The following is a 15,738-nucleotide window of genomic DNA, read 5'->3' as shown; positions in this document are numbered from 1 at the left end:
AAAACCGGATGACGTCGTCAGGACAGGCTGGCGACGTAATCATCGAAATCGAATTCGCGCACCACGCGCACACTGCCGTCGGTCTTCCTGACGGCGATCGCCGGCATGTGCACGCCGTTGAACCAGTTCTTCTTGACCATGGTGTAGCCGCCGGCATCGCCGATCGAGATGCGGTCGCCGATCTGCAAAGGCCGCTCGAACTTCGCTTCGCCAAAGATGTCGCCAGCCAGGCAGGTTTTGCCGCACACCTGATACACGTGTTCGCCCTGCCCGTTGCCGATCGGTGCCGTCTCGCGATAGATCAGCAGGTCCAGCATGTGCGCCTCGGTCGAACTGTCGACCACGGCCAGGTTGCGGCCGTTGAAGCCGACATCCAGCACGCTGACTTCCAACGTGGTCGTATGCCGCACGGTCGCCTCGCCCGGCTCCAGATAGACCTGCACGCCGTAGGTCTGCGCAAAGCGACGCAGGCGTTCGCAGAACGCATCGAGCGCATAGCCGGGCGCGGTGAAGCTGATGCCGCCGCCGAGGCTGACCCATTTCAGCTTGTGCAGGATGTCGCCATAGCGCTGCTCGACCTCGCCCAGCAAGGCATCGAAGCGATCGAAGTCGCGGTTCTCGCAATTGTTGTGGATCATCACGCCGTCGATGCGGTCGATGACGGACAGGATGCGCGCCGGGTCGGATTCGCCAAGCCGGCTGAACTGGCGCGCCGGATCGGCCAGATCGAAGCTCGCGCAGCTGACACCCGGATTCAGACGAAGCCCGACCGGCTTGCCCGCCGCATGCAATGCAAAACGCTGCAACTGGCTGATCGAGTTGAAGATGATCTTGTCGCAGTGCGCGACCACGTCCTCGATCTCGTGATCGGCAAAGGCGACGCTGTAGGCGTGCGTCTCGCCGCCGAACTTCTGCTGCCCGAGCTTGACCTCGTACAACGAGGACGACGTGGTGCCGTCCATATGCTGGCGCATCAGGCCGAACACCGACCAGGTGGCAAAGCACTTGAGCGCCAGCAGCACCTTGGCGCCCGAGCGTTCGCGTACCTCGTCGATGATCGCCAGGTTGCGCAGCAGCGCCGCTTCGTCTATCAGGTAATAGGGTGTGGGAATCATCTGCATACTCAAGAAAAACCGGGGGTACGCCGCAATCGGGCGCAGATCAGTTGCGCTTCTTCGGCGCGCGTTTCTTGTCGCCGCGGTGATCGATGATCACGGGCGGCTGGTTGGGAAAGGTCGCCACCAGCGTCAGTTGGCCGCCGATGGTTTCGACATAGTGATGCAGGGTGGACAGCAGCATGTCGCTGCGTTTTTCCAGACGGGAGATGGTTTCCTGGCCGACGCCGAGCGACGCCGCCATTTCTTCCTGGGTCTGTCCCGCGCGCTTGCGCAAGTCCTTCAGGGTGGCGGACGTCATCGCGTTGGCCGCGATGGTCCTGCCACGATTGCCATCGCACATGGAATCCGCATCGCCCTTCTTCGCCATGTCGACAGTTTTTCCGTTCAATGCCAACCGCGAATTATGACTTAAAAGGCATATTCTGTAAAGGGCGTATTCCCTCGGACTGCGCTAGCTTCCGATGACGGGGGAAAAGCCGCCCTGGCGGAAACCGCGCATCACGCGCGCCTGCGCCAGCAGCAAGGCGGAGTAGGCACACAGTTCCGCCAGTTCCTCGAAGACCTGCGAGGTCCCTTCGCTCAGGTTCAGGCTCAGGCCCATGTGCCCTTCCGCCGCGGCAGAGACGAACATGCAGATCACCACCAGCGCCATTTCGCGCAAGGGAATGCTGTGCTGGCGCCACAGCGCGCCAAGCGTGCGCAGATGTCCGCCGCGCACGAAGATCCATACGCAGACCAGGAGCACCAGCGCCAGCACCGGCGTCACGGCCGGCTTGTACCAGAGTTGCATCGACGAAGAGAACATCGGCCCGGTCTCGTGCGAAAACGATACCGGTGCATGGAACACCGCGCCCCAGCTCAGCTCGCGAAAACCGAGGATCAGCCACAACGGTGCGATCGCGTGCCAGAACGCCTTCTCGCGTGGTGACGGCAGACGGGCCGCAAACCAGAAGGCCCACACGCCGCCGGCGAACAGCAGCAGCGCCTGCAGGTTTTCTATCCATCCGTTTTCCCATCCCGCGGTCACCGGCAACAGCGGCGCACACAGATAGCTGACCGCCAATGCCAGCAAAATGAAAACGGAACCAAACATGCCTTGCCATCGTGAAGAGTTCATTCAGTCACATCCATCAAAAAAATAGCTATAGTCAAAAGTCAAAGAAGATGCACTGCCCAGCCAGCCATGCCGCCGAACAATACCACCAGCCACGGCGGCAGCTTCCACGCCGTCAGCGAAGCGAAAGCCAGAAACGTTAGCGCCATGTCCCATCCGTCGTGAATGGTGTCTTTCCACAACGGGTCGAACAGCGCCGCCAACAGCAGACCTACCACTGCGGCATTGATGCCACCCAGTGCCACCTGCATGCCGTAATTGCGCTGCAAGCTGCTCCAAAAAGGCAGGACCCCTGCCACCAGCAGAAAAGAGGGAAGGAAAATGGCCACGAGGCACATGACCCCGCCAAGCACGTCACCCGGCCCGGCGTCCATGACCGTACCGAGAAACGCGGCAAAGGTGAACAACGGTCCCGGCAAGGCCTGCGCCGCACCATAGCCGGCGAGGAAGGTCGCGCTGTCGGTCCAGCCCGGCGGCATCACTTCCGCCTGCAGCATCGGCAGGACGACATGCCCGCCGCCGAACACCAGCGCACCCACGCGATAGAAAGCATCGATCACCGCCCATGTGCGATCGGGCTGCATTTCCGCCAGCACCGGCAACCCCGCCAGCAAAACGAAAAACAGGCCCAGCCATACCGCGCCCGAACGCCGGCCGATTGTCGGCGGCAAGACGTCACTGCCGTGTCCGAGCGCGGGCCTGATGCCGATCCAGCCGATCAGGCCGCCTGCGGCAATCACGACAAGCTGCGCCCATGCCGACGAAAAGAACAATACGATACAGGCGGCAGCCAGCATGATGGCGAGGCGCAACGCTCCTCGACACAAGCTTCTACCCATGCCCCATACTGCCTGCGCCACCATGGCGACCGCCACCAGCTTCAGTCCCTGCATGAGACCTGCCGGCAGAAGCCCTTCGCCGTGCCCCACGCTCAGGCCGAACAGGATCATCGCCGCTGCCGACGGCAGGGTAAAGCCGGCCCATGCCGCCAGCATGCCCGCATAGCCAGCGCGCGTCATGCCCAGCGCCATGCCAAGCTGGCTGCTGGCCGGTCCAGGCAGAAAATGGCACAGCGCCAGCATGTCGGCATACGCGCGCTCGGACAGCCAACGTCGCCGCACCACGAACTCGTCGCGAAAATAGCCAAGATGGGCAACGGGACCGCCAAAGGAAGTCAAGCCCAGCCGCAGGAAAATCAGGAATACCGACCAGGTACGGCGCTGTTCAAGAAAGGGAATCGTCATGCATGCGTCTGCGATCGTTCATGGAACCGCGGAACACGGCCACGTCATCCGGCTCATGCGCAGCTGCACGAAGGAAGACAGCTCTTGCGGTGCGTCATCGTACCGCAGGAGCGAAACGTCGTGGAGAAAGAAATCCGCACGCGGTGCGGGTGAATCGCACTCAGCGTGCCAGCAGCGAAGTCTGCGGATGCGCCAGCGTATCGGCCATCCGGACCAGTTGCTCGAACTGATGCCAACCCTGAGGCCAGTCGCCGAGGCCGGAGTCGGCATTGATGTGGCCGAGCGCGCCCATGCTGATGAAGCCGCTGTTCCAGACATTGGCCCACCACGAGGCGCGCGCCGCCTGCATCCACGGGTCGTCGGTGCTGCCGATGACTACCGCCGGATAGGACAGGCGCGCTTCCTGCAGCGTATCGGCGACACCGAACTTGTCGGGATCGGCGGGCGCGACGAGCAAGGCACCCGCCACGTTGAAACGGTCGTGCCGCGTCGCATGTACTGTTGCCAGGCAGCCGAAGCTGTGCGCCACGATCAGCGTCGGCCGCTCCGACTGCGCCAGATGCTGCTCGAGCCGCCACGCCCAGCGCGGCAGGTCGGGCACCGCCCAGTCGTCCTGCATCACGCGCTCGAAGGCGGGGTGAAGGCGTTCCCAACGAGTCTGCCAATGCTCCTCGCCGCTGCCGTGCAGGCCCGGCGCGACGAGAACACGGTAGTCATCGAGTGCCCGCATGATCAGGACTCCGTGCCGGCCGGCACGGCCGCCTCTTCCTGCGGACTCGCCGGCGCGGAGAACACGGCACGTGGCTGGTCGAACAGATAGCCCTGCACCGCGATCGGCAGCTGCGCGCGCTGCTGCAACCGCTTCAGCTTTTCATGCACCGCTTCCGATTCCACGCGCTTGAACACCACGTGTGCATTGCTTGCGTGTGCTTCCAGCAGCAGTTGCAGCGCGGCCTCTTCGTCATACAGTTCACGCACGTCGACCTTGACCACGTCCGGAAGGATCTGCGCGAATTGCGCAAGTCCCTGCCGCACGTCGGCCACGTTGATCGCCAGGCGGAAACCGTTGCGCCGGTAGTTGTCGGCCACGTAGTGCGCAAGCCAGGCCTGATCCTCGCGAATGACCGGCAACTGCAGCACGATCTTGCGATGCGGCAGTTCCAGCACGTCGAGCACATGGCGGAACGACATGCCGTGGTTGCTGTCGACCGCCGCCAGCAGGCGCGCGTGCACGCTCAGATAGAGATCGACGTCGGCCAGCTCCGGCTGACGATAGAAATTGACCGCATGCAGCAGCCGGCACAGCCGGTCGAGTTCGATCGACTGGTCGTCGGTCGCCACCGTGTCGAGCAGCTTCCAGACGCTCAGGCCCTCGTCGCTGCGCGAATGGCTGCGCATGAAGCCCTGCACGCCGACGACGTGAAGATCCGCCAGATCGCGTATCGGCTGGAATACGCTGGTCAGCGTGGAATTCAGATAGCGCCCGTGCGCCCTGCCCTGCGCATCCAGCCACAGGGAAGTATCCGTCGGCGCGTTCCGCAGACGTGCGAGATAGTCTTGCAGCGCGGGAAATGTCATGGCGTTCCTTGCAGTTTCGGCGTTGCCGGCGAAGGCAACGCCGCATGCCTTACAGCAGTTTGGCCAGCGACACCTCGGTGGCCTTGACCAGCGCCACGACTTCGGTGCCGATCTTCAGCTCCAGGTCCTTGACCGAGCGCGTGGTGATGACGGACGTCACGATACCGGCGGGCGTTTCCACATCGATTTCCGAAACGACCGGACCTTCGATAATGGTGGAAATCTTGCCCTTGAACTGGTTGCGTGCGTTGATTTTTTCGATGCTCATGATGTTCCTTGATGTTGGAGGGATGAAACGGAAATGAATGCCTAGACTGCCCAGGCGAACTGGTTGACGGACTTCAGCAACGACAGATCGCCCAGCGAGGAATCGGGATCGTTGGCGGAAACCGGTTGCTGCAGGACGCGCGACAGGATGTGTTCCTCCAGTTGCGCAAAACTCGGGTTGCCGCGTGCGCGCGGACGCGCCAGCGAAATGCGCTCGTCGAGCGTGATGCGGCCGTCCTCGATCAGCACCACGCGGTCGGCCAGCGCAATGGCTTCCTGCACGTCGTGCGTGACGAGCAAGGCAGTGAAGCCGCGTTCCTGCCACAGCGATTCAATCAGCTGCTGCATCTCGATGCGGGTCAGCGCATCGAGCGCACCCAGCGGCTCGTCGAGCAGCAGCAGTTCGGGATCGTGCACCAGCGCGCGTGCCAGCGCCACGCGCTGGCGCTGGCCGCCGGACAGCACGGCCGGCCACTCGCCGCCGCGGTCGGCCAGACCGACCTGCTGCAGCGAGGTGCGTGCCCCGTCCTTGTTCGGCAGGCCGAGCGCCACGTTGTCGAGCACGCGCTTCCACGGCAGCAGGCGCGAATCCTGGAACATGATGCGCGTCTCGGGGCGCTGCCCCTGCTCGCCGAACACCAGCGCACCGCGATCGGCGCTTTCGAGCTCGGCGATCAGACGCAGCAGCGTGCTCTTGCCGCAGCCGCTGCGGCCGACCACGGCGACGAATTCGCCGGGTTCGATGTCCAGATCGATGGACTTCAGGACCTGGCGGCCGTTATAGGATTTGTAGAGGCTGTCGATGACGACGCGGATACCACGACGCGCACCGCCGCTGCGACCTGCACTTTCCGTTTTCTGTTCTTGCAATTGGGCTGACATGGTCGCTCCTCAATGACGATAACCGGGATGCCAGCGCAACCAGTAACGCTCGAGCAGGCGCGACAGCACGTCGGCCAGCTTGCCGAGCAAGGCGTACAGCAGGATGCCGACCAGCACCACGTCGGTCTGCAGGAACTCGCGCGCGTTCATCGTCATGTAGCCGATGCCGGACTGCGCCGAAATGGTTTCCGCCACGATCAGCAGCACCCACACCAGTCCCAGCGAAAAGCGCACACCGACCAGGATCGACGGCAGCGCGCCCGGCAGGATCACGTCGCGATACAGCGACCAGCCCGACAGGCCGTAGCTCTTGGCCATTTCGATGAGGCCCTTGTCGACCGAGCGGATGCCGTGAAAGGTATTCAGATAGACGGGAAAGAACACGCCGACCGCCACCAGGAAAATCTTGGAGGTTTCCTCGATGCCGAACCACAGAATCACGAGCGGAATCAGCGCCAGCGCCGGGATGTTGCGGATCATCTGCAGCGTGGTGTCGAGCAGCGTCTCGGCGGTCCTGAAGGTGCCCGTCAACAGACCGAGCAGCAGACCGAGGCCGCCGCCGACCGCGAATGCCATCACCGCGCGGCCGAGGCTGACCTGCACGTGGGTCCACAGTTCGCCGGAGACCGCGAGTCCCCACGCCGCCTTCGCCACCGCCCACGGTTCGGGCAGGATGCGGCTCGACAGCCAGCCGACCTGCGACGCGAACTGCCAGACCGCGATCAGCAGCACCGGCACGATCCACGGCGCCAGCCGCGACCACGACGAGGTCCACCTGCCTGTCTGCCGGACCGGCTGTGCTTCGGCCTGGTCGGCCGCTGCCGCCCCCTGCGCCGTTCCTGAAACCACTGCACTCATCGCATCCTCTCCTCAGCTCTGCGAGACCTTGGGCAGGATGTCGTTGGAGATCACCTCGCCGAAGGGGCCCGTCAGGGTCGGTTCGTCGTCGGCGCGCGTGCGCCCCTTGCCCAGCAACGGGAACACCAGTTCGGCAAAGCGATACGATTCCTCCAAGTGCGGATAGCCGGACAGGATGAAGGTCTCGATGCCGAGGTCGGCGTATTCCTGCATGCGCGCCGCCACCGTTTCGGCGTCGCCGACCAGCGCGGTACCTGCACCGCCACGCACCAGACCGACGCCGGCCCACAGGTTGGGCGAGACTTCGAGCTTGTCCTTGCGGCCGCCGTGCAGCGCGGCCATGCGGCGCTGGCCTTCCGAATCCATCTTGCTGAAGGACGCCTGGGCGCGCGCGATCAGGTCGTCGTCGACGTACCTGATCAGTTCGTCTGCATCGCGCCATGCCTGTTCATTGGTCTCGCGCACGATCACGTGCAGGCGGATGCCGAACTTGACAGTACGGCCATGTTTGGCGGCGCGCGCGCGGATGTCGGCGATCTTTTCCGCCACCGCGGCCGGCGGCTCGCCCCAGGTCAGATAGACGTCGACCTGTTCGGCCGCCAGATCGTGCGCCGCTTCCGACGAGCCGCCGAAGTACAGCGGCGGATACGGCTTCTGCACCGGCGGATAGAGCGTCTTGGCACCTTTCACCTGCAGGTGCTTGCCGTCGAAATCGAAGCCGGCATCGCCGCCCTCGCCGGCCAGCGAAGCGCGCCAGATCCTGAGAAATTCGGAAGAGATTTCGTAACGATCGGCATGCGATGCCCACAGGCCGTCGGCCTCGAGTTCTGCCTGGTCGCCGCCGGTGACGACATTGATCAGCAACCGGCCCTTGGACAGGCGGTCGAAGGTCGCCGCCATGCGCACGGCCTGGCCCGGCGTGCTCAGGCCGGGACGCACCGCCACCAGGAACTTGAGCTTTTTCGTCTCGCCGATCAGGCTCGATGCCGCCACCCACGCGTCCTCGCACGAGCGCCCGGTCGGCAGCAGCACGCCGTCGTAGCCGAGCGTATCGGCCGCCACCGCGACCTGCTTCATGTAATCGAAATCGACCTGGCGCGCGCCCTTGGAGGTACCAAGATAGCGGCTGTCGCCGTGGGTGGGGATAAACCAGAATACGTTCAGACTCATTTCTCTTCCTTCGGGGCTGCCCGTTTCATGCGGGCAACTTCATGCTCAAGGCTGGACGGCGAGCACCGCGTCCTTGACCTTGATGGTTTTGGGGATCAGTTTCAGTTCGGCGAAGACGTCGGCGATCTTCTGCTGCTCGGCGATCACCTGCGGCGTGACGGGCTTGACGCCATACGAATAGCGCTGCGCCGCCAGTTCCACGGTCGGATAGTCGAGGCCGGTCTGCTGCGCCAGGATGGCCGCCACTTCCTTCTGGTTCCTGGCGCCCCACTGGTCGATCTTGTCGAGCTCCTCGATCAGGATCGCAAGCGCCTTCGGATTCTTCTGCGCATACGCGCGCGAGGCCAGGAAGAACTGGTGATTGGCGACGAGGCCGGTGCCGTCTTCCAGCACACGCGCGCCGATCTGCTTTTCGGCCGCGGCCAGGAACGGGTCCCAGATGACCCAGGCGTCGAGGCTGCCGCGCTCGAAGGCGGCACGCGCGTCGGCCGGTGCCAGGAACAGCGTCTGCACGTCCGTGTAGGCCAGGCCGGCACGTTCGAGCGCCTTGACCCACAGGTAGTGGACGTTGGAACCGCGGTTCAGCGCGACGCGCTTGCCCTTGAGTTCGGCCACGCTCTTGATCGGCGAATTCCTTGGCACGATGATGGCTTCGCTGGTCGGCGACGGCGGTTCGTTGCCGACATAGATGAGATCCGCGCCGGCCGCCTGCGCAAAGATCGGCGGTGCTTCGCCGGTGGTGCCGAAGTCGATGCTGCCGACGTTCAGGCCTTCCAGCAGCGCCGGGCCGGCCGTGAACTCGGTCCATTTGACATCCACGCCTTCCGCCGCGAAGCGCTTCTCCAGCGTGCCCTTCCCTTTCAGGATCACCAGCGTGCCGTACTTCTGATAGCCGATGCGCAGCACCGGACGGCTTTGCGCGCCGGCGATCTGCGGCAGGCCCGCCGTCGCCGCGCCGATCGCGGCAGCCGACAGGTAACCCAGGGTACGGCGTCTTGCATTGCGTTTGTCTTCTTGCGTGGACATCCTGTTTCCTCGATTCAGGTTTCAGAAAAGCGATCTTCCTGGCATGGCTGCGCGCGGGAAGATCGACACGATTGAACGGGCATGTTTCCGGCGACGCCGGAGTGCCCTGCCTAGACGCTGCAGCGCACGGCGGAGAACGGGATCGGATCGAAATCGTTCGCTGCCACGTCGCTGATGGCGGACAGGCTCGACGACAGGTTTTCGATGCCGTCCGAGACGCGCTTGGCGATGGCCGGATCGATCGTCAATCCTGTTTCCGCCGACCATGCGATCTGCTGGTCGGTGGCATAAATGCTGGGCAGCACATGGCGCGCATCGAGCGCCGACAGCACCGGCCGCAGGCCGTAGTCGAGCGCCAGCATGTGCGACTGGCTGCCGCCGGTAGCGATGGGCAGCACCAGCTTTCCCTTCAGACCGTCCTGCGGCAACAGGTCGAGAAAGGCCTTGAGGATGCCGCTGTATGCCGCCTTGTAAACGGGGGTGGCAATCACGACGGCGTCCGCCTGGTCCACCTGCTCCCGCGCCGTCTTCAGCACGGGATCGTTGAAGTCCGCCTGGATCAGCGCCTGCGCAGGCAGGTCGCGGACATGCAGCTTCACGTAACGGTGGCCAAGCAGCGCCAGTCTTTCTCCAACATGATGCAGCAGGCGGGTGGAACGGGACGGCGTCGATGGACTACCCGCAAGCAACAATATGTTCATTTTTCTGCGTTCGAAGCTTTGTTGAAGGAACCCCGGGGAGACCCGGGGATATTCGGATTACTTGCTGCCCGGCTGGTAGATCTTGTCGAACACGCCGCCATCGGAGAAGTGATCCTTTTGCGCCTTGGTCCAGCCGCCGACGTCCTCGATCGTGTAGAGCTTCAGTTTCGGGAACTGCGAGGCATACTTGGCAGCGATCTTGGTGTCGATCGGACGGTAGTAGTTCTGTGCCGCGAGCTCCTGACCTTCGGTCGTGTACAGATACTTCAGGTAGGCTTCCGCCACTTCACGCGTACCGCGACGATCAACGTTCTTGTCGACCACGGTCACCGGCGGTTCTGCCAGGATGGACACGCTCGGCGCCACGATCTCTACCTTGTCCGGGCCGAGTTCCTTGATTGCCAGGATGGCTTCGTTTTCCCAGGCCAGCAGGACGTCACCGATGCCGCGTTCAACGAAGGTGGTGGTCGAACCGCGCGCGCCGGAATCCAGCACCGGCACGTTCTTGTAGAGCTTGCTGATGAAGTCGGTAGCCTTGGCTTCGGTGCCGCCCGGTTGCTTCAGCGCATACAGCCATGCGGCGAGGTGGTTCCAGCGTGCGCCGCCCGAGGTCTTCGGATTCGGCGTGATCACGGCGACACCCGGCTTGACCAGGTCGTCCCAATCCTTGATGCCTTTTGGATTGCCCTTGCGCACCAGGAACACAATGGTCGAGGTATAGGGGGAGCTGTTGTGCGGCAGGCGTTTCTGCCAGTCCTTGGCGATCAGGCCCCTGTCGGCGATGGCGTCAATGTCATAGGCCAGTGCCAGCGTCACCACATCGGCTTCCAGGCCATCGATGACCGAGCGGCCCTGCTTGCCCGAACCGCCGTGCGAAGTGCGAATCTTCAGATCGTCACCGCTTTTGGCTTTCCACTCCTTGGTGAAGGCCTTGTTGAATTCCTGATACAGTTCGCGGGTCGGATCGTACGAGACGTTCAACAGCGACACTTCCTTTGCGTGGACGGCCGGCGCAATCAATGCGAGTGCCAGTGCACTTCCTACCAGTTTCTTGAGCAGCATATTTTCCCCTGAGCAGTGTTTTCGAAAACAAACCAATCTGTTTCCAGAGCATGAAGAGTACGGTTGCGCCAAAAAAAAACGAACGAATTGTTTCGCGGTTGCTTATCTGTTTTGCGCATAAAGAAGGACGGGATTGGCTCAAATTGCGAACTACTTGATTTGCGCATATCGATATAGCGCAGATATCTATCGGGACCACGTCCGGTAAGCCTCGACGATTGTTGATAGACTCGAATGCCTCGCAAGAAAGGGGATTCGATGAAATACCATTTACTCGGCAATACAGACATCCGCGTCAGCGCGATCGCGCTGGGCACCATGACCTGGGGCGAACAGAATTCGGAAGCGGATGCCCACGCGCAACTCGACATGGCGCTCGAGGCCGGCGTCAATCTGGTTGACGCAGCAGAGATGTACCCGGTGCCGCCCAAGCCGGAAACGCAGGGACTGACCGAACGCTATCTGGGAAGCTGGCTCAAGAAGAGCGGCAAGCGCAAGCGCATCGTGCTGGCGACCAAGGCCACCGGACCGGCGCGCATGGCGCACAATCCGCAGCACATCCGCAACGGCTATTCGCGCCTCGACCGGCGCGGTTTGACCGAGGCGCTGCACGGCAATCTCGAGCGCCTGCAGACCGACTACATCGATCTCTATCAGCTGCACTGGCCGGACCGCAGCGTCAACATCTTCGGCAGCCGCGAATACGTGCATCACGCCGACGAAGACACCACACCGATCGAGGAAACACTGGGCGTGCTGGCGGAGTTCGTCCAGGCCGGCAAGATTCGCCACATCGGCGTATCCAACGAAACGCCGTGGGGCGTCTCGCAGTTCCTGCGCGCCGCCGAGCGGCTCGGCCTGCCGCGCATCGTCAGCATCCAGAATCCGTACAACCTGCTCAACCGCAGCTTCGAACTCGGCCTGTCGGAATTCGCACATCGCGAACAGGTCGGCCTGCTCGCCTATTCGCCGCTGGCCTTCGGCACGCTGTCGGGCAAGTATCTGAATGCGCAACCGGCCGACGGCCGCCTGACACTGTTCAGCCGTTTCGTGCGCTACAAGTCGCCCTATGCAACCGAAGCCGTGGCCGCCTATGTGGCGCTGGCGAACAAGCACGGTCTCGATCCGGCGCAGATGGCATTGGCCTGGGTCAACACCCGTCCCTTCGTGACCAGCAACATCATCGGCGCCACCACGCTGGCACAATTGCAGAGCAATCTGGCGAGCATCGATCTCGCGCTGTCGGACGACGTCGTTGCCGGCATCGAGGAAATCCACGCGCGCCATCCGAATCCCGCGCCCTAGGCACGGCAAGCAAGTCAGGACAGCACCCCTCATTTTTCCGAAAGGAGCATCATGAGCACAACCCGCAACGTCGCAGTCATCGTCGGCAGCCCGCGCAAGGAATCGCTGAACCGCAAGGTGGCACAGGCACTGATCGGCATCGCCCCGACCAATCTCAAGCTGACGATCATCGATATCGCCGACCTGCCGCATTTCAGCCAGGACTGGGAAGCCGATCCGCCGCAGAACGTGATCGACTTCCGTGCGCGGATCAAGCCGGCCGACGCCGTACTGTTCGTCACGCCCGAATACAACCGCTCGGTGCCGGGCGTGCTGAAGAACGCGATCGACATCGCCTCGCGTCCGTATGGCGAAGGCGTGTGGCTCGGCAAGCCGGGCGCCATCATCAGCGCCTCGCCGGGACCGACCGGCGGCTTCGGCGCCGCGCATCACCTGCGTCAGGTCGCGGCGGCGGTCGGCCTGGCGATCCTGCCACAGCCCGAGGTCTATCTCGGCGGCGTCGACAAGCTGATCGACGACGCCGGCAAGCTCGATGAACGCAGCGAGAAATTCCTCGGCAAGTTCCTCGCCGCCTTCGCGCAATGGATAGACCGCAACGCGCAGACCTGAGCGACACGCCCAACAAAAAAGCCGAAGCGATCGCTTCGGCTTTTTTCATGCAGCGACAGATTCAACCAAGAAAATAAGGCCAGAGGATCACCAGCCACGTCGCGCCGGCCAGCAGCAGCGTCAGCAGCACGGCCGCGCTGCCGAAATCCTTGGCATTGCGCGACAACGGATTGCGCTCGAGCGAGACGCGATCCACCGCCGCCTCGATCGCGGAATTGAGCAATTCCACTACCAGCACCAGCACGAACACGCCGATCAGCGCCAGTCGTTCCCATGGCGTCACCGGCAGCATGCAGGCCAATACCGCAGCCACCACGAACAGCACCGCCTCCTGCCGGAACGCATGTTCGATGCGCCATGCCGTGCACAGACCCGCCATCGAATAGCGGAAGGCGGAGACGATGCGGCGCAGGCCGCTCTTGCTCTTGAATTCGCTGACCGGCTGCGGGGAAGAAGGATCGGGGGTGGTGGACATGAGGTGGGATAACAATTGTCGGAAGATGGTGCGGCCATTATCGATGCAGGCCCGACGGCAGACAAGCAGACAGATGGCACTATCCTGCTGTTTCGATCTTTCACAATGTGATATAACGGTGGCTCTGCACTGTCACCGCGAAACATGAGCACACCCATCACTGCAGATCAGGAAAAGACATCCATACAGGTCATCGAGCGCATGGTCTCCCTGCTGGATGCGCTTGCCACCCACCCCGACCCCGTCAGCCTCAAGGAACTCGCGGCCGCCACCGGCCTGCATCCGTCAACCGCGCACCGCATCCTCAACGACCTGGTGCTCAAGCGCTTCGTCGACCGTTCCGAACCCGGAACCTACCGGCTCGGCATGCGGCTGCTGGAACTCGGCAACGTGGTCAAGAGCCGCCTCGACATCCGCGACGCCGCGCTCGACCTGATGCGCAACCTGCATCGCAAGACCGACCAGGCGGTCAATCTGTCGGTACGCCAGAACGACGAGATCATCTACATCGACCGTGCCTATTCCGAACGCTCGGGCATGCAGGTGGTGCGCGCCGTCGGCGGACATGCGCCGCTGCACCTGACCTCGACCGGCAAGCTGTTCCTGTCGGTCGATGAACCGAAATCGGTGCGCGAGTATGCGCAACGCACCGGCCTCGCCGGCCACAACCGCAACTCGATCACCGAACTCGACAAGCTCGAAGCCGAACTCGAACGCGTGCGTGCCCACGGCTATGCGCGCGACAACGAGGAACTGGAACTCGGCGTGCGCTGCATGGCAGCCGGCATTCACGACGACAGCGGCAAGCTGATTGCCGGGTTGTCGATCTCGGCGCCGGCCGACCGCCTGCAGGAAGCATGGCTGGAAGACTTGATGGCGACCGCACGCCAGATATCTGCCGCACTCGGCTACAACCCGGCCGTTGCCAATGGACAGACGGCGCGCTGAAACTTCACGCATCCAACAAAAAAGCGAACCGCAGGGTTCGCTTTTTTGTTGGTTCTTCCGACAGAATCAGCTCTCGATCTTGCGCACCGTGCGCGAGGCATTCTGCGGCTGGGTTTCCTCTATCCACTTGCGGATGCGCTGCGCATCGCCGAGACGCGAGTACTTGCCCTTGGAATCGAGGAAGATCATCACGATCGGACGGCCGTTGATGTTGGTCTGCATGACGAGGCAACGGCCGGCTTCGGAAATGTAGCCGGTCTTCTGCAGGCCGATTTCCCAGTCCGGGTTGTTGACGAGACGATTGGAGTTCGCATACTGCAGCGAATGGCCGCCCGGATCGACCACGTACTTGGTGTCGGTCGAATACTGGCACAGGATAGGATGGCGCGAGGCGTGCGCGACCAGCCGCGCCAGATCGCGTGCGGTGGCGACGTTGAGGCTAGACAGGCCGGTCGAATCCACATAGCGCGTGCCGCTCATGCCGAGCTCGCGCGCCTTGGCGTTCATGGCGGAAACGAAGGCATGGATGCCGCCCGGATAATGACGGCCCAATGCCGACGCCGCGCGGTTCTCGGAACTCATCAATGCGATGTGCAGCATGTTGGCGCGCGACAGGCGCGAGCCGACGCGCAGGCGCGACGAACTGTTCTTCTCGCGGTCGATGTCCTCGCTCGTGACTTCGAGGATTTCATCCATGTCCTGATGCGACTCGACCACCACCAGCGCCGTCATCAGCTTGGTGATGGAAGCGATCGGCAGCGTGACGTTGGCGTTCTTCTCGAACAGCACGGTGGAATCGGACTGGTCCATGACCAGCGCGACGTTCGACGCCAGCGCCAGCGGATCGCGCGTGAGGTTCAGGCCGGCCAGGTCGCCAGCCGTCATGACGGGCGGCACCACCGGCAGCGAAGGACGGGCTGCAACGCGCTGATAGACCGTCTTGCGCTTGCCATTGACCACCACGGTCTTCTTGACCAGCCGTTCCTTGCTGTTGAGCGATGCGTTCTTGCGCGCAGGCGCCTTGGCGCTTGCCTTCTTTGCGGTCTTGGTTTTCCTGGCGGTGGACTTGGCGGCAGTCGCCTTGGCAGGCGCTTTCTTTACCGTCTTGCTGGCGGTCTGCTTCTTGGGAGAAGTCTTGGCTTCCTTGGCGTGGGCGAGTGGCGTGGCGACGATCAATAGCGAAAAAAAGATGCCTAGCGCGGACTTGATCATCTGCGGCTCCCCAAAGCGAAACAAAAATTGCTTGCAGTTTAGCAAAATGAAGAAAATACGCAAGCAAATGAATCAGTTAGCGTTAGTCATTAAACTATTTTCTAACTATTAATATTCATTTTTCACCAGAAAGGTGCGTTGTTTCGGCGGGGAAAAACATTTATCCGGG

Annotated in this window: 18 protein-coding genes; 3 read left to right on the top strand and 15 right to left on the bottom strand. The window is 62.7% G+C overall.

Annotated elements, in window-relative coordinates; all coding sequences use genetic code 11:
- Positions 1-17 precede the first annotated feature (17 nt).
- The 13 genes from IEV38_RS09660 to IEV38_RS09600 all read right to left on the bottom strand — a co-directional run bounded on the left by IEV38_RS09660 (position 18) and on the right by IEV38_RS09600 (position 11,020).
- Complete coding sequence (locus IEV38_RS09660; protein ID WP_188395963.1) at positions 18-1,115, bottom strand: carboxynorspermidine decarboxylase; 1,098 nt, start codon at positions 1,113-1,115, stop codon at positions 18-20.
- A gap of 46 nt (positions 1,116-1,161) precedes the next feature.
- Positions 1,162-1,485, bottom strand: a complete 324-nt coding sequence (locus IEV38_RS09655; protein WP_188395962.1) for a helix-turn-helix domain-containing protein — start codon at positions 1,483-1,485, stop codon at positions 1,162-1,164.
- Positions 1,486-1,569: 84 nt separating this feature from the next.
- On the bottom strand, positions 1,570-2,211 hold the full coding sequence (locus tag IEV38_RS09650; RefSeq protein ID WP_188395961.1) for a hypothetical protein: 642 nt from the start codon (positions 2,209-2,211) through the stop codon (positions 1,570-1,572).
- Between the two features lie 62 nt (positions 2,212-2,273).
- Complete coding sequence (gene chrA, locus IEV38_RS09645) at positions 2,274-3,476, bottom strand: chromate efflux transporter (protein WP_188395960.1); 1,203 nt, start codon at positions 3,474-3,476, stop codon at positions 2,274-2,276.
- Positions 3,477-3,636: 160 nt separating this feature from the next.
- Positions 3,637-4,206: an RBBP9/YdeN family alpha/beta hydrolase gene (locus IEV38_RS09640; RefSeq protein WP_188395959.1), complete on the bottom strand. Its 570-nt coding sequence runs from the start codon at positions 4,204-4,206 to the stop codon at positions 3,637-3,639.
- Between the two features lie 2 nt (positions 4,207-4,208).
- Complete coding sequence (locus IEV38_RS09635; RefSeq protein WP_188395958.1) at positions 4,209-5,054, bottom strand: EAL domain-containing protein; 846 nt, start codon at positions 5,052-5,054, stop codon at positions 4,209-4,211.
- Positions 5,055-5,103: 49 nt separating this feature from the next.
- A complete protein-coding gene (locus IEV38_RS09630) occupies positions 5,104-5,322 on the bottom strand; it encodes a TOBE domain-containing protein (RefSeq protein WP_188395957.1) in 219 nt (72 codons plus the stop codon).
- A 41-nt stretch (positions 5,323-5,363) separates the two neighbouring features.
- Entirely contained in the window at positions 5,364-6,203 is an 840-nt protein-coding gene (locus tag IEV38_RS09625; RefSeq protein WP_188395956.1) for an ATP-binding cassette domain-containing protein, read from the bottom strand.
- A 9-nt stretch (positions 6,204-6,212) separates the two neighbouring features.
- Positions 6,213-7,061 (bottom strand): aliphatic sulfonate ABC transporter permease SsuC, encoded by an 849-nt coding sequence (ssuC, locus tag IEV38_RS09620; protein WP_229728962.1) that lies wholly within the window; start codon positions 7,059-7,061, stop codon positions 6,213-6,215.
- Between the two features lie 12 nt (positions 7,062-7,073).
- Entirely contained in the window at positions 7,074-8,225 is a 1,152-nt protein-coding gene (ssuD, locus tag IEV38_RS09615; protein ID WP_188396130.1) for an FMNH2-dependent alkanesulfonate monooxygenase, read from the bottom strand.
- Positions 8,226-8,276: 51 nt separating this feature from the next.
- Positions 8,277-9,257, bottom strand: coding sequence for a sulfonate ABC transporter substrate-binding protein (locus IEV38_RS09610; RefSeq protein WP_188395955.1), 981 nt, complete (start codon positions 9,255-9,257; stop codon positions 8,277-8,279).
- 110 nt (positions 9,258-9,367) lie between these two features.
- Positions 9,368-9,958 carry an NADPH-dependent FMN reductase gene (ssuE, locus tag IEV38_RS09605; RefSeq protein WP_188395954.1) on the bottom strand — a complete coding sequence of 197 codons (591 nt, stop codon included), beginning with the start codon at positions 9,956-9,958 and terminating at the stop codon, positions 9,368-9,370.
- Between the two features lie 57 nt (positions 9,959-10,015).
- Positions 10,016-11,020: a sulfate ABC transporter substrate-binding protein gene (locus tag IEV38_RS09600; RefSeq protein WP_188395953.1), complete on the bottom strand. Its 1,005-nt coding sequence runs from the start codon at positions 11,018-11,020 to the stop codon at positions 10,016-10,018.
- Between the two features lie 258 nt (positions 11,021-11,278).
- On the opposite strand from IEV38_RS09600, the gene IEV38_RS09595 reads away from it, so the two are divergent.
- Both IEV38_RS09595 and IEV38_RS09590 read left to right on the top strand, forming a co-directional pair.
- The gene (locus tag IEV38_RS09595; RefSeq protein WP_188395952.1) at positions 11,279-12,325 is read left to right on the top strand and encodes an NADP(H)-dependent aldo-keto reductase; all 1,047 of its coding nucleotides are present in this window, start codon (positions 11,279-11,281) and stop codon (positions 12,323-12,325) included.
- A 51-nt stretch (positions 12,326-12,376) separates the two neighbouring features.
- Complete coding sequence (locus tag IEV38_RS09590; protein ID WP_188395951.1) at positions 12,377-12,934, top strand: NADPH-dependent FMN reductase; 558 nt, start codon at positions 12,377-12,379, stop codon at positions 12,932-12,934.
- Positions 12,935-12,995: 61 nt separating this feature from the next.
- Here IEV38_RS09590 and IEV38_RS09585 read toward each other — a convergent pair whose 3' ends face one another.
- Positions 12,996-13,409, bottom strand: coding sequence for a diacylglycerol kinase (locus IEV38_RS09585; RefSeq protein ID WP_188395950.1), 414 nt, complete (start codon positions 13,407-13,409; stop codon positions 12,996-12,998).
- Between the two features lie 144 nt (positions 13,410-13,553).
- Here IEV38_RS09585 and IEV38_RS09580 point away from each other — a divergent pair, with 144 nt between their 5' ends.
- The gene (locus IEV38_RS09580) at positions 13,554-14,357 is read left to right on the top strand and encodes an IclR family transcriptional regulator (protein WP_229728961.1); all 804 of its coding nucleotides are present in this window, start codon (positions 13,554-13,556) and stop codon (positions 14,355-14,357) included.
- A 66-nt stretch (positions 14,358-14,423) separates the two neighbouring features.
- On the opposite strand, the gene pbpG is transcribed toward IEV38_RS09580, so the two are convergent.
- Complete coding sequence (pbpG, locus tag IEV38_RS09575; RefSeq protein ID WP_188395949.1) at positions 14,424-15,569, bottom strand: D-alanyl-D-alanine endopeptidase; 1,146 nt, start codon at positions 15,567-15,569, stop codon at positions 14,424-14,426.
- Between the last annotated feature and the right edge of the window lie 169 nt (positions 15,570-15,738).

It is taken from the genome of Oxalicibacterium flavum (genome assembly GCF_014635065.1).
In the GTDB taxonomy this organism is placed as follows: Bacteria; Pseudomonadota; Gammaproteobacteria; order Burkholderiales; family Burkholderiaceae_D; genus Oxalicibacterium; species Oxalicibacterium flavum.
Note: the sequence above shows the minus strand (reverse complement) of the source record. Positions and strands in the feature narration are given on the sequence as shown.

Excerpts from the sequence above, each read along its gene's own strand:
- IEV38_RS09660 (WP_188395963.1), bottom strand. The coding sequence starts at position 1,115 with ATGATTCCCACACCCTATTACCTGATAGACGAAGCGGCGCTGCTGCGC.
- IEV38_RS09655 (WP_188395962.1), bottom strand. The coding sequence starts at position 1,485 with ATGGCGAAGAAGGGCGATGCGGATTCCATGTGCGATGGCAATCGTGGC.
- IEV38_RS09650 (WP_188395961.1), bottom strand. The coding sequence starts at position 2,211 with ATGTTTGGTTCCGTTTTCATTTTGCTGGCATTGGCGGTCAGCTATCTG.
- chrA (WP_188395960.1), bottom strand. The coding sequence starts at position 3,476 with ATGACGATTCCCTTTCTTGAACAGCGCCGTACCTGGTCGGTATTCCTG.
- IEV38_RS09640 (WP_188395959.1), bottom strand. The coding sequence starts at position 4,206 with ATGCGGGCACTCGATGACTACCGTGTTCTCGTCGCGCCGGGCCTGCAC.
- IEV38_RS09635 (WP_188395958.1), bottom strand. The coding sequence starts at position 5,054 with ATGACATTTCCCGCGCTGCAAGACTATCTCGCACGTCTGCGGAACGCG.
- IEV38_RS09630 (WP_188395957.1), bottom strand. The coding sequence starts at position 5,322 with ATGAGCATCGAAAAAATCAACGCACGCAACCAGTTCAAGGGCAAGATT.
- IEV38_RS09625 (WP_188395956.1), bottom strand. The coding sequence starts at position 6,203 with ATGTCAGCCCAATTGCAAGAACAGAAAACGGAAAGTGCAGGTCGCAGC.
- ssuC (WP_229728962.1), bottom strand. The coding sequence starts at position 7,061 with ATGAGTGCAGTGGTTTCAGGAACGGCGCAGGGGGCGGCAGCGGCCGAC.
- IEV38_RS09610 (WP_188395955.1), bottom strand. The coding sequence starts at position 9,257 with ATGTCCACGCAAGAAGACAAACGCAATGCAAGACGCCGTACCCTGGGT.
- ssuE (WP_188395954.1), bottom strand. The coding sequence starts at position 9,958 with ATGAACATATTGTTGCTTGCGGGTAGTCCATCGACGCCGTCCCGTTCC.
- IEV38_RS09600 (WP_188395953.1), bottom strand. The coding sequence starts at position 11,020 with ATGCTGCTCAAGAAACTGGTAGGAAGTGCACTGGCACTCGCATTGATT.
- IEV38_RS09595 (WP_188395952.1), top strand. The coding sequence starts at position 11,279 with ATGAAATACCATTTACTCGGCAATACAGACATCCGCGTCAGCGCGATC.
- IEV38_RS09590 (WP_188395951.1), top strand. The coding sequence starts at position 12,377 with ATGAGCACAACCCGCAACGTCGCAGTCATCGTCGGCAGCCCGCGCAAG.
- IEV38_RS09585 (WP_188395950.1), bottom strand. The coding sequence starts at position 13,409 with ATGTCCACCACCCCCGATCCTTCTTCCCCGCAGCCGGTCAGCGAATTC.
- IEV38_RS09580 (WP_229728961.1), top strand. The coding sequence starts at position 13,554 with ATGAGCACACCCATCACTGCAGATCAGGAAAAGACATCCATACAGGTC.
- pbpG (WP_188395949.1), bottom strand. The coding sequence starts at position 15,569 with ATGATCAAGTCCGCGCTAGGCATCTTTTTTTCGCTATTGATCGTCGCC.